The organism is Rathayibacter sp. Leaf248 (assembly GCF_920939495.1).
Classification (GTDB): Bacteria; Actinomycetota; Actinomycetes; order Actinomycetales; family Microbacteriaceae; genus Rathayibacter; species Rathayibacter caricis.
The window spans coordinates 852,457-864,945 of record NZ_CAKLAV010000002.1; the positions used below are offsets into that span (position 1 = coordinate 852,457).

The window sequence follows — 12,489 nt, forward strand, 5'->3', positions numbered from 1 at the left end:
GGTGTTGGCTAGCGTGGTCGCGTGCCCGCTCCTGGAACCCCCTCCGCCCCTGCCGTCTCCGTCGAGGAGCGGCCGGAGGCCGGCGCACGGATCGAGCTCGACGCCTCGCAGCGAGCCGTTCTGGCACTGCCGGACGGACGCAGCGCCGCCGTGCTCGGAGCGCCGGGTTCGGGCAAGACGACGACGATCGTCGAACTCGTGGCCGAGCGGGTCCTCGAGCGCGGCTACGCCCCCGAGTCCGTCGCCGTCCTCGCCGCGAGCCGCACCGCCGCCACCTCCCTCCGCGACGTCCTCGCCCTCCGACTCGACGTGCCGACGCGCGGGCCCCTGGCGCGCACCGCGACGTCGCTGGCGTTCGAGGCGGTCACCGCCTCCGCCAAGGAGCTCGGCATCGAGCGGCCGACGCTGCTCACCGGCGGCGAGCAGGACGTCCTCCTGTCGGAGCTGATCGAGGGGCACCTGGCCGAGGGCACCGGGCCGCGCTGGCCGGACGGGTTCGGCCCCGAGGTGCTCCGGCTCCGCACCTTCCGCACGGAGCTGCGCGAGTTCGGGATGCGGGCGACCGAGCACGGGCTCGACACCGCGGCGATCCGGGCGCTCGCGGTCGACGCCGAGCGCGGCGAGTGGGCGGCGGCCGCCGAGTTGATCGACGAGTTCCGCGAGGTCGTCGACTGGATGTCGCCGGACGTCGGCACGAAGCTCGACGCCGCCGAGTTCGCCGCGTTCGCGGCCGAGACCATCCGCGGCGGAGGCGGGGGCGGGCGGATCACCGCGCTGCGACTCGTGGTCGTCGACGACCTGCAGGAGGCGAGCGAGTCGACCGTCGTGCTGCTGCGCGCCCTCGCCGCGCGCGGGGTGACGATCATCGCGTTCGGCGACCCCGACGTGGCGACCAGCGCCTACCGGGGCGCCTCCTCCGACACCCTCGGCCGCTTCTCCGCGAGCATCGGTGTCCGCGACGCCGAGACGCTCGTCCTCGAGCGGGTCCACCGGCATCCGGCCTCGCTGCGGGCGCTGGTCTCGCGGGCGACCCAGCGCATCGGAGCGGCGGCGGCCGGCCGCCAGCGCGCGGCCGGCGCCGACGCCGACGCTCCGAGCGCCCCCGCGCCGGTCCTCGTGCTGCAGGCGCCGACGGCAGCGCGCGAGGCCGCGACACTGGCGCGGCTGCTGCACGAGCGAAGGCTGCGCGACGGAGTGCCGTGGCACCGCATGGCCGTGGTCGTGCGCTCGGGAGCGGCGGTGCAGCCGCTCGTGAAGGCGCTCGCCGTGGCCGAGGTGCCGGTGCGCTCGGTCCTCGCCGGCCGCGCGCTCCGCGACGACCACGCGGCCCGATCGCTGCTCGTGCTGGTCGGCGTCGCCATCGGCGAGCGGCCCCTCGATGCCGCGCTCGCCGCCGAGCTCCTGCTCGGGCCGTTCGGCGGCGTCGACCGGCTGGGCCTGCGCCGACTCCGGCTCGCCCTGCGTGCCGAGGAGCTCGCGGGCGACGGGATCCGCCCGAGCGACGCCCTGCTCGTCGAGGCGCTCTCGGCCCCCGGCCGCTTCGCGACCATCGACTCCGGCCCCGCGCGGCAGGCCGAGCGCCTGGCGGTGACGATCGACCGGGTCCGGCGGCTGCACGACGACCACGGCTCGATCGAGGAGCTGCTCTGGTCGGCCTGGGAGTCGAGCCGGGTCGCGACGTCCTGGCGCGAACTGGCGCTCGGCACCGGGCTCACGGCCGCCGAGGCGAACCGCAACCTCGACGGCGTGGTCGCCCTCTTCAGCGCGGCCCGCCGCTTCGTCGAGCGCGCCGCGGCGTCCTCGGCGGTCGGCTTCGTCACCGAGATCCTCGAGGCCGAGGTGCCGGAGGACACCCTCGCGCCGCGCTCCGTCGACGACGCAGTACTGATCGGCACGCCCTCCTCCGTCGTCGGGCTCGAGTTCGACGTGGTGGTCGTCGCGCGGCTCCAGGACGGCGTCTGGCCCAACCTCCGCCAGCGCGGCTCCCTCCTGGATCCCGACGGGCTGGTCCGCGCCGCGCGCGGCGAGGGAGGGCTGCCGCTCGACGGGCGCAAGGCCACCCTCGACGACGAGCTGCGGATGTTCGCGCTCGCCGCCTCCCGCGCGCGCCGCCAGCTCGTGCTCAGCGCGGTGGCCGGCGAGGACGAGACCCCGTCCCTCTTCTTCCGGCTGACGCCGCCCGATGTGCCCCACCTCGACGCCGCCTCGGCGGTGCCCCTCACCCTGCGGGGAGCGGTCGCGGCGCTGCGGCGCACGGCCACCACCCCGAACTCGCCCGACGCCCCGGCGGCCATCCGCGGGCTGCGGGCGCTGGCGCTCGCCGAGGTTCCCGGCGCCGATCCGGTCTCCTGGTACGGGGTCCTCGAGCCCTCGACCAGCGAGCCGCTGTTCGAGCTCGACGACCCGGAGCGACCGGTGTCGGTCTCACCCAGCCGACTCGAGGCGTTCGAGAGCTCGCCGCTCAACTGGTTCGTCGACGCGGTGTCCGGATCGACGACGAGCACGGCGATGGGCGTCGGCACGCTCGTGCACTGGGTGCTCGAGAACGCGGCCGAGCCCGACACCGAGACCCTGTGGGCGCAGCTCGAGTCGCGCTGGCCCGAGCTCGTCTTCGAGTCGCCCTGGCTCGGCGAGCGGCAGAAGCGGCTGACCCGACGGCTGGTCGAGGGGCTCGCCGAGTACCTCGTCGATTTCCGCGAGGCGGGGGGAGAGGTCCTCGGCCGCGAGCAGCAGTTCGAGATCGGAGTGCCGCCGGCCCGCGTACGAGGCTCGATCGACCGCGTCGAGCGCTCGGCCGACGGCTCCGTGACCATCGTCGACCTCAAGACCGGCCGCAGCATCCCTCCGCAGGCCGCGGTCGCGGAGCACGCCCAGCTCGGCAGCTACCAGCTCGCGGTCGCGAGCGGGGCCATCGAGGCGGCGGGCTCGGCCGAGCGGGGCGGCGCGAAGCTCCTCTTCGTCTCGGGCGGGGTGCGAGGCAGGCGCTACCGGGAGGTGGTGCAGCCGCGCTTCGGCGAGGAGGAGCTCGAGCGCCTGCGCGAACGGGTGCGGGCCGCGGCGACCGGCATGGCCGCGCCGGCCTTCTCGGGCCTGCTCGACGCCGTGCCGTTCTCGCCGGGGGATGCCCTGCGCTACCGCCAGCACGCCGTGCCGGAGGTCTCGGGGGACGGCACCCTCGCGCTCGACGAGGTCGAGCCCGACGACGGCTCCGATGAGGACCGGACGGAGGTGTCCGCGTGATCGACGCCCTCACCATCGCCGAGAAGCTCGACCTCCGCCCGCCGACGGCCGAGCAGCGCGCCGTGATCGAGGCGCCGCTCGCCCCTGCGCTCGTCGTCGCCGGAGCGGGGAGCGGCAAGACCGAGACCATGGCAAACCGCGTGCTGTGGCTCCTCGCCAACGGTCTCGCCGCCCCCTCCGAGGTGCTCGGACTGACGTTCACCCGCAAGGCGGCCGCCGAGCTCGGCGAGCGGATCGGTCGGCGCATCGACCAGCTCGGCGCGGCGGGGCTCCTCCCGCTCGCGGAGGGTCAGACCGAGCCGGATCCCTTCGACGCCGCGACGGTCTCCACCTACAACGCCTTCGCCAACACGATCTTCCGAGACAACGCCGCGCTGATCGGGCGGGAGGGCGACGCGACGGTGCTGTCCGAGGCCTCGGCCTGGCATCTGGCGCGCGGAGTGGTCGCCGACACGTCCGACCCGCGCATCCTCGACGTCGAGGCGAACATCGACCGCCTCACCGACCTCGTCATCGCCCTCGCGCACGACCTCGCCGACAACCTGGCCGACCCGGCCGCCGTCGCGGGCTTCGCCGAGGACTTCGTGCGGATCGCCGAGCTGCCCCGGGGCTCGAAGGGGAGCGGTGTCTACCGCGAGGTCGAGAAGGCCGTTCAGGCGGTCGGCGCGCTGCCCGTGCTCACCTCCCTCGCCGAGCGCTTCCAGGAGGCGAAGGCCGAGCGCGGCTTCGTCGAGTTCTCGGACCAGGTCGCCCTGGCGCTGCGGATCACCGAGCGGGTGCCGAAGCTCATCGACGAGCACCGCGCGCGCTACCGGGTCGTGCTGCTGGACGAGTACCAGGACACCTCCGTCCTGCAGACCCGCCTGCTCTCGCGCCTGTTCGCCGGGCAGGGCGTCATGGCGGTCGGCGACCCCCACCAGTCGATCTACGGCTGGCGAGGCGCGAGCGCCGAGGGTCTCGGCCGGTTCGGAGTCGACTTCGGCTCGGCGGCGCGCTTCTCGCTCAGCATGAGCTGGCGCAACGGCCATCGCGTCCTCGCCGCGGCGAACGCGATCGTCCGGCCGCTCGAGGCGACCAGCGGAGTGGCGGTCGACCGGCTCGAGGCCGGTCCCGCCGCGAGCGGGCACCCCGTCGAGCTGACCTTCCCCGAGACCATCGAGGACGAGGCCGACGACGTCGCCCGCTGGTTCGCGGGCCGGCTCGCCGAGAACCCCGAGCCGCCGTCGGCCGCCGCCCTCTTCCGCGTCCGCGCCCACATGGACCGCTTCGCGGCGGCCCTGGCGAAGCACGGCGTGCGGTACCACATCCTCGGGATCGGGGGGCTGCTCCGCCAACCCGAGATCGCCGATCTGGTCGCGGCCCTCACCGTGGTGGAGGACCCGGCCGCCGGCAGCGAGCTCGTCCGCCTCCTCGCCGGCGCGCGCTGGCGGATCGGGGTCAGGGATCTCCGCGCCCTGCGCGACCTCGCCTCCTGGCTCGCGTCGCGCGACCACGCGCACCGGCTGCTGCCCGAGGACGTCCGCGAGAGGATGCGCGCCTCCGTCACCGAGGGCGAGGGCGGCTCGATCATCGAGGCGCTCGATTTCATCGCCTCGCGCCGCCCGGGCGAGGACGGCAGGCTCGACCACTCCGCCCTCTCGGCCTTCAGCGAGCAGGGTCTCGCCCGGATGCACGACGCGGGCACGCTCTTCGCCCGGCTCCGGGCCCGGGCCGGACTCGACCTGCTCGACTTCGTCACCCTCGTCGAGCAGGAGCTCGGCCTCGACATCGAGGTGGAGGCGAACGAGTCGCGCAGCGACGGCCGCGCGAACCTCGAGGCCTTCCGCGAGGGCGTCGCCGGCTACCTGCAGACCGACGACCGGGGCGGCGGCACCGGGTCCTCGCTCCGCGGCTTCCTCCGCTGGCTGGTCCTCGCCGACAAGCGCGACGGCCTGGCGCCCCGACCGGAGGATCCGGAGCCGGGAACGGTGCAGCTGCTGACGATCCACGGCTCGAAGGGCCTCGAGTGGGACCTCGTCGCGGTGCCGCGGATGGTCGACGGCGAGCTCCCGGGTACGCCGGTCGAGGGCTTCCGTGGCTGGGTGCGGCTGGGCGCCATGCCCTACGCCTTCCGTGGCGACGCGGCCGAGCTGCCCGATCTCGACTGGCGCACCGCCGAGACGCAGAAGGACGTCGTCGACGCGATCGGCGAGTTCGGCGACACCCTGCGCGAGCGCAACGAGTCCGAGGAGCGGCGCCTCGCCTACGTCGCCGTGACCCGCGCCCGCCACCACCTGCTGCTGAGCGGATCGTGGTGGGCGGGGCAGTCCAAGCCCCGCGGGCCCGGTGTGTTCCTCCGCGACCTGGCCGAGGCCGGCACGATCCCCGAGCTCCCCGTCGAGCCCTCCCACCTCGAGAACCCCCTCGAGCGCGCCCCGCGCACCTTCCGCTGGCCGCACGATCCGCTCGGATCGCGCGGGGAGCGCGTGCGCGCTGCCGCCGAGCGGGTGCGGATCGCCGAGCCGGGGCTCGAGGGCCCGCGCGGCGACGACATCCGGCTGCTGCTCGCCGAGCGCGCCGTGCGACTCGCCGGCGGGGAGCGCGTCGCGCTGCCCGTGCGCATCCCCGCCTCGCGCTTCAAGGACGTCATCAGCGCGCCGGAGGAGGTCGCCGCCCAGCTGCGCCGGCCGATGCCCGAGCGCCCGTACCGCCAGACCCGGCTCGGCACGACGTTCCACTCCTGGGTCGAGAACCGCTTCGGCGTCCAGGGCGAGGCTGAGGCGGTCGACACGTTCCCCGACGAGCTCGACGACCTCGGCGGGGCGAGCGTCGAGCAGGAGCGGCTCGCCGCCCTCGTCGAGACCTTCGAGCACTCGGAGTGGGCGACCCGCCGCCCGGAGGCCGTCGAGATCGAGATCCACCTGCAGCTCGCCGAGCACGTCGTCGTCTGCAAGATCGACGCTGTCTACCCCGTCGCAGGCGGCTACCAGATCGTCGACTGGAAGACCGGCCGCGCCCCGAAGGACGCGGCCGACCTCGAGCTGAAGCAGTTCCAGCTCGCGCTCTACCGGCTGGCCTTCGCGAAGTGGAAGGGCGTGCCGCTCGAGAGCATCGACGCCGTCTTCTACTTCGTGGCCGACGACCTGGTGCTGCGACCCGAGCGGTTCTACTCGGAGCGGGAGCTCTCGGAGTCGCTCTCCTCGGCCCTCGGGGCGAGGCCGCGGCCGTGAGCCGAGGCGCCGGTCCGGGCGCCGGGCGTGCGGTTCAGCAGCTCCTCGACCTCCGAGACCTCGAGCACCGGGCCCGTGTCGGACGACAGCGGGGCGGAGAGGTCGCCGAGCACGCTGTCGACGAGCGTGTCGAGCATCGCCACCGCGTCGTCGACGATCGCGGAGTCGTCGGTCTCGGTGCCGTGCAGCAGCCAGCGCGCCAGCTCGAGCTCGGCGTAGAGCTGCGCCCGCTGGCGCAGGGTCCGGTCGACCGCTCCCGCGCGCATCCGCGAGTAGGCGGCGAAGGCGGTGCCGGCTCCGGGGGCGCTCAGCAGCCAGTGCAGATCGCGCGCCGGGTCGCCGACGCGCAGCGCCGCCCAGCCCAGCACCGCGGTGACGACCTCGCCCGAGCGCAGGAAGGAGTCCGACGTCATCGAGCCGTTCACCACGGTCGGGTCGAACTGCCAGAGCGACTCGTCCGAGGACGCCGTCTCCCAGCGCGCGACGAGCGCCGCGGGGACGTGCCCGGTGTCGGCGGCGCGCTCGATCACGGCGACCGTCTCGTTCACGCTGTCGCGGGCGGTCGAGACGGGCAGGCCCGCCTCCTGCACGAACGACGCCGGCAGCGAGTGGATCGCTCCGATCGCGCGACCGATCGAGTCGGCGAGCCCGCTCGCCGGGGCCACGTCGTCGATGAGGACGCGGTCGCCGTCGAGGAACTCGTAGACCACGGCCCGGGTGCCGTCGAAGGGCGCCTGCCCGACGCTCGTGTGGAGGTCGAACGGCAGGCGGCTGCGGATCCCCGCGGTCAGCGCGCGCAGCGCGACGAGGTCGCCGAGCTGCTCCTGCTCGGCCAGGGGCGAGGTCGGCACGCGCACGAGGAGCCGGGCCCCCTCGCGGGTCGAGAGCAGGGCGGAGTCGAAGTCCCCGTGGGTCGAGTGGGTGAACGCGCGCGCGGTCCGGACGTCGAGGCCCTCGACGGCCGAAGTGGCCAGCGCGGCTAGAGTGAGATGGGATCTGGCCATGGCTCCAGGTTAGGTCGCTCCGCCCCCGACCGGCCCGTCCGCCACGCGCTCTCCCGCCGATGCCGTGCTCGGGAGACGGCTCCGGCCCAGCGGCTCCGCCCGACCCTTCCCGCGCCTCCCGATCCCGCGGCACCGCCTCCTGGAAAGAGCTCCGAATGACCACGCCCTTCATCGAACGCCTCCCGCTCGCCCGCCAGGCCGTCGATCGCGACTACCTCACCCGCGCCCGTCCGGATCTCTACGACGAGCTGCTCGCCGATCCCGCCACCCGGGTCCTCGCTCTGCGGAAGGATCGCGCCCTCGTCGACGGCGACGCCCTCGCCCTGCAGAGCGCGAGCGCGGTCACGGCCGGCACCCTCCGCGTCTACCTCGGCCGCACCACCGTCGACGCCCCGGGTGAGCCCGCGGGCACGCCCGTCGTCGCCACGGTCCTCACCGAGGCCGCCGCGCTCGAGCTCGAGCCGGACGAGGAGCGCTGGAGCGCGCTGCGCCCGATCGCCGAGCGCCTCAGCCGCCGCGACGCCGGCCTCTTCACCGAGGCGCTCGCGATCGCCAACTGGCACGCCTCCCACGCCTACTCTCCGCGCAACGGCGACCCGACGGTCGTGGAGCAGGGCGGCTGGGTGCGCCGCTCGCCCACAGACGGCAGCCAGGTCTTCCCGCGCACCGACCCCGCGATCATCGTCTGCGTCCTCGACGCCGACGACCGCCTGCTGCTCGGCTCGAACGCGATGTGGGGGGCCGACCGCTTCTCGCTCCTCGCCGGCTTCGTCGAGCCGGGGGAGTCCCTCGAGGCCGCCGTCGTCCGCGAGATCTTCGAGGAGTCGGGCATGCGCGTCGTCGATCCCGTCTACCTCGGTTCGCAGCCGTGGCCGTTCCCCGCCTCGTTGATGGTCGGCTTCACCGCCCGCCTCGCGCCCGACCAGGAGCCGGCCGCGCTGCTCCCCGACGGCGAGGAGATCGTCGACCTCCGCTGGTTCACCCGCGACCAGCTGCGCGACTCGCTCGAGTCGGTCCTGCTGCCGGGCCGCTCCTCCATCGCCCGCGCCATGATCGAGGACTGGTACGGGGGCGAGCTCGAGAACGGGCCCATCGCGTGAGCCTGCTCGACGGACTCGACGAGGGGCAGCGCGAGGCGGCGGAGGCGCTGCTCGGCCCGGTCTGCGTGCTCGCGGGAGCGGGCACGGGCAAGACCCGCACCATCACGCACCGCATCGCCCACGGCGTCGCGACCGGCGTCTACACGCCGAGCCGGGTGATGGCGCTGACCTTCACGAGCCGGTCCGCAGCGGAGCTGCGCTCGCGCCTGCGCGTCCTCGGCGCCGGGGGAGTGCAGGCCCGCACGTTCCACGCCGCGGCGCTGTCGCAGCTGGGTTACTTCTGGCCCCAGCTCGTCGGCGGAACGATGCCGCAGCTGCTCGACGGCAAGGCCCGCCTGCTCGGCCACGCCGCCGAGCGGCTCCGGCTGAAGCTCGACACCGCGACGCTGCGCGACCTCTCGGCCGAGATCGAGTGGCGGAAGGTCTCGGCGCTGTCGCTCGAGCAGTACGCCGTCGCGGCCCGGACCCGTGCGCTCCCCGGTCGGCTGACGCTCGAGCAGACCGTCGCCCTCGTCGACGAGTACGAGGGGCTGAAGGACCAGCGCCGCCAGATCGACTTCGAGGACGTCCTGCTCGTCACTGCGGGCATGCTCGAGTCGGAGCCCGCGATGGCCATGCAGGTCCGCGAGCAGTACCGCTTCTTCGTCGTCGACGAGTACCAGGACGTCAACCCGCTCCAGCAGCGCCTGCTCGAGCTGTGGCTCGGCGACCGCAGCGACCTGTGCGTCGTGGGCGACGCGAGTCAGACCATCTACTCCTTCGCCGGCGCCCGCGCCGACTACCTCCTCGACTTCCCGGGCCACTGGCCCTCCGCCACCGTGGTGCGGCTCGAGGAGAACTACCGCTCCGCGACTCCGATCGTGCAGACGGCGAACCGCCTGATGCGCGGTCGCCCCGGCGCGCTCGTCCTGCACGCCGTCGAGAAGGGCGAGGCGCCCGAGCCCTCCATCGATGCCTACCCCGACGACATCGCGGAGGCGCGCGGCGTGGCCGAGCGGGTCGCCGCCGACATCCAGGCGGGCGTCCGCCCCTCCGACATCGCGATCCTCTTCCGCACGAACTCGCAGTCGGCGGTGCTCGAGCACGCGCTCACCGAGCGCGGCGTCAGCGCGCACATGCGCGGCGGCAAGCGCTTCTTCGACCTGCCCGAGGTGAAGCAGGCGGTCATGCAGCTGCGCGCCGCCTCGGTCTCGATCGCCGGCGAGCCCCTCTTCAAGTCGGTCAGCGACGTCCTCCGCTCGCTCGGCTGGAGCGCCGAGCCGCCGTCGGCCCCCGGCGCCGTCCGCGATCGCTGGGAGTCGCTCGACACCCTCGCCCGCCTGGTCGACGAGGCCCCCGCGGGCTGGAGCTTCCGGCAGTTCACCGACGACCTCCTCGCCCGCCAGCAGGTGCACCACGAGCCCGACCGGGCGGCGGTGACCCTCGCGACCATCCACTCCGCGAAGGGCCTGGAGTGGGAGTCGGTCCACCTGATGGGCCTGTCGGAGGGGCTGCTGCCGATCTCGTACGCGAGCGGTCTCGAGGGCATCGACGAGGAGCGGCGACTCCTCTACGTCGGCATCACCCGCGCCCGCAGGCGGTTGCGCCTGTCGTGGTCGCGCTCGACCGTGGGCCGCGTCACGAGGCGGGAGCCGTCGCGGTTCCTGGAAGAGCTCGGCACGCGCACTCGCGGTGCGGCTCCAGCCTCCGCTCGCTGAAGCCGCCCGAGGCGTCGGAGTAGGTGCGCTCGCTCTCGCGCAGCGCCGTTGATCCCGCGAGGACCCGGCGGAGCACCGCATCGGCCGCCACCACGGCGATCGAGGCGCTGGCGAGGCCCGTCCTGGTCGGGGCGCGGCGGCCGAGCACCTGGATCACGAGCCGCGGCCACTCGGGGTCGAAGTCGATGCGGTCGCGCTCGGCGCAGTGCAGGCAGGGCCCCGCGCCCGGCTCGACCAGCGGACCGACCCGGACGGCCTCGTCGCCGAAGACCACCGCGAGGTGGGGGACGTCCGCCGCCAGCCAGTGCGCCGCCCGTGCGGGAGCGACGGCGAAGTCGGCGAGGAGCACCGCCACGTCCGGGACCTCGTCCTCCGCCACCAGCTCGCAGCCTTCGCCGCGCAGCAGGGTGCGCAGGGCGTCCGCCGCGGCTCCATCGCCCTCGACGACGACGCGCGGCGCCGGCGGCGGGGCGGGGGAGACGTTGCGGGAGAGCACCGGGCGCAGCGTCTCGAGCAGGTCGTCGATCCGGTCGTCGGAGGCGCCCGCCCGTCGCGCGATCAGCCGAGCGGTGCCGGCGCTCGTCCCGACCCGCAGGGCGTGCAGCAGCAGCTCCTCCGCGTAGCCGACGCCCTCGAGGACCGCGTGCGGGCGGTCGAGGCCGATCTGCACCGCGGTCGCGGAGCGCCAGAGGACGGGGAGTCGGGGATCGAGCCGGAGGACCATGCCGAGAGCATGGCCGAAACGACGGAGGGGCCCGCGGAGTTCTCCACAGGCCCCTCGCGCGTCGTCGGATCAGACGGGACGGTCGCCCGTCGGGCCGGTGCCGTCCTCGGAGGAGGCGTCGGGCGTCCCGCCGTTCAGGAGCTCCTCGAGCGCGAGGTCCATCTCGTCCGGCTCCGGAGTCTCGCCCCGGGCCTCCGCGCTGAGCCGCGCCACGAGGCGGCTCGGGTCGTCCAGGTCCTCGGAGCCGGGCAGCAGGTCGGGGTGCGACCACAGGCTGTCGCGCGCCTCCGCTCCGACCGCGTCGGTGACGGCCTGCCACATGGCGGCGGCGTCGCGCAGACGCCGCGGCCGGAGCTCCAGGCCCACGAGGGTCGCGAACGCCGACTCGGCCGGCCCCCCGGAGGCGCGGCGGCGGCGGACGGTCTCGGCGATCGCTCCGGCACTGGGCAGGCGCGTCGTCGCGGCGGCGGTCACCACGTCGACCCAGCCCTCGATGAGCGCGAGGACCGTCTCGAGGCGGGCGTGCGCAGCGAGCTGCTCCTCCGTCTTCGGCGGGATCAGCGCGCCGGAGGTCATCGCGTCGCGCAGCTCCTCGGGGTTCGAGGGGTCGAAGGTCTCGGCGAGCTCCTCGAGGCGGGTGGTGTCGATGCTGATGCCGCGCGCGAAGTCGGTGATCTGCGAGATCAGGGCCAGGCGGAGCCACTTGCCGTGGCGGAAGAGGCGGGCGTGGGCGAGCTCGCGGACCGCCAGGTAGATCTGGACCTGGTCGATCGGGATGTCGAGGCCTTCGCCGAACGCGGCGACGTTCTGCGGCAGGATCGCGGCGTCGCCCTCTTCGAGCAGCGGGATGCCGATGTCGCCGCCCGAGACGACCTCGGCCGCGAGCTGCCCCACGACCTGGCCGAGCTGGAGGGCGAACAGCGTGCCGCCGATGCCGCGCATCATGTTCTCGGCGCCGGCGATCATCGCGCGCATCTCCTCCGGAGCCTGCTCGCGCATCACCCGGGTCAGAGCGTCCGAGATGCTCAGGGCGACGGGCTCGGCGAGCTGCGTCCACACCGGCATCGTGAGAGAGATCCACTCGAGGCGGCTGATGCTGCGCGGCGCACGGCTGAGCTCGGACACGTGGGCGACCTCGTCGAGCCAGAGGGCGGCGACGCCGAAGGCTCCGTCGAGCGGTGCGCGCACGGAGTCGGTGACCGGCACCGAGTCGGTGCGGGCGAGCTGCTTGGCCTGCTCGCTCGCGAGCGTCCAGTTGATCCCGTCGCCGTTCTGCTGCATCGCGCTCTGCAGCTGCGAGAGCAGGTTCTGCAGCGCGACCGGGTCGTTGGGCAGCCCGGCGGCACCGGCCAGCTGGGAGGGATCGATCGGCCCGTCGCCCGAGAGGAACCGGCTCAGCATCTCGCGGAACTCGTCCTCCGAGCCCTCGCCGGGTCGGTCAGCACTGTCGCCTGCGGCCATTCGGATCAGCCCTCCGTCGTTCGCGTGAACGCCCGGGATCGTGACTCGACTCCC

At 74.4% G+C, this 12,489-nt stretch carries 7 protein-coding genes; 4 read left to right on the plus strand and 3 right to left on the minus strand.

The window, feature by feature from the left end; all coding sequences use genetic code 11:
• Nucleotides 1–21: 21 nt before the first annotated feature.
• The gene (locus tag LRG51_RS17010) at nt 22–3,240 is read left to right on the plus strand and encodes an ATP-dependent DNA helicase (protein WP_230673892.1); all 3,219 of its coding nucleotides are present in this window, start codon (nt 22–24) and stop codon (nt 3,238–3,240) included.
• A complete protein-coding gene (locus LRG51_RS17015; RefSeq protein WP_230673894.1) occupies nt 3,237–6,449 on the plus strand; it encodes an ATP-dependent DNA helicase in 3,213 nt (1,070 codons plus the stop codon). The genes LRG51_RS17010 and LRG51_RS17015 overlap by 4 nt, the downstream gene beginning before the upstream one ends.
• Here LRG51_RS17015 and LRG51_RS17020 read toward each other — a convergent pair.
• Nucleotides 6,386–7,453 carry a phosphotransferase gene (locus tag LRG51_RS17020; RefSeq protein ID WP_055793657.1) on the minus strand — a complete coding sequence of 356 codons (1,068 nt, stop codon included), beginning with the start codon at nt 7,451–7,453 and terminating at the stop codon, nt 6,386–6,388. The two genes, LRG51_RS17015 and LRG51_RS17020, sit on opposite strands and share 64 nt — an antisense overlap.
• A gap of 155 nt (nt 7,454–7,608) precedes the next feature.
• On the opposite strand from LRG51_RS17020, the gene nudC reads away from it, so the two are divergent.
• Together nudC and LRG51_RS17030 are read left to right on the plus strand one after the other, a co-directional pair.
• Nucleotides 7,609–8,553 (plus strand): NAD(+) diphosphatase, encoded by a 945-nt coding sequence (gene nudC / locus LRG51_RS17025; protein ID WP_055793655.1) that lies wholly within the window; start codon nt 7,609–7,611, stop codon nt 8,551–8,553.
• On the plus strand, nt 8,550–10,250 hold the full coding sequence (locus tag LRG51_RS17030) for an ATP-dependent helicase (protein WP_055793653.1): 1,701 nt from the start codon (nt 8,550–8,552) through the stop codon (nt 10,248–10,250). The genes nudC and LRG51_RS17030 overlap by 4 nt, the downstream gene beginning before the upstream one ends.
• Here LRG51_RS17030 and LRG51_RS17035 read toward each other — a convergent pair.
• Together LRG51_RS17035 and LRG51_RS17040 are read right to left on the minus strand one after the other, a co-directional pair.
• Nucleotides 10,171–10,974 (minus strand): hypothetical protein, encoded by an 804-nt coding sequence (locus tag LRG51_RS17035; RefSeq protein WP_230673897.1) that lies wholly within the window; start codon nt 10,972–10,974, stop codon nt 10,171–10,173. The genes LRG51_RS17030 and LRG51_RS17035 overlap by 80 nt on opposite strands.
• 69 nt (nt 10,975–11,043) lie before the next feature.
• The gene (locus LRG51_RS17040; protein WP_230673900.1) at nt 11,044–12,435 is read right to left on the minus strand and encodes a zinc-dependent metalloprotease; all 1,392 of its coding nucleotides are present in this window, start codon (nt 12,433–12,435) and stop codon (nt 11,044–11,046) included.
• Nucleotides 12,436–12,489: the final 54 nt, after the last annotated feature.

Coding starts and splice junctions, on each gene's coding strand:
- LRG51_RS17020 (WP_055793657.1), bottom strand. CDS start 7,453: ATGGCCAGATCCCATCTCACTCTAGCCGCGCTGGCCACTTCGGCCGTC.
- nudC (WP_055793655.1), top strand. CDS start 7,609: ATGACCACGCCCTTCATCGAACGCCTCCCGCTCGCCCGCCAGGCCGTC.
- LRG51_RS17035 (WP_230673897.1), bottom strand. CDS start 10,974: ATGGTCCTCCGGCTCGATCCCCGACTCCCCGTCCTCTGGCGCTCCGCG.
- LRG51_RS17040 (WP_230673900.1), bottom strand. CDS start 12,435: ATGGCCGCAGGCGACAGTGCTGACCGACCCGGCGAGGGCTCGGAGGAC.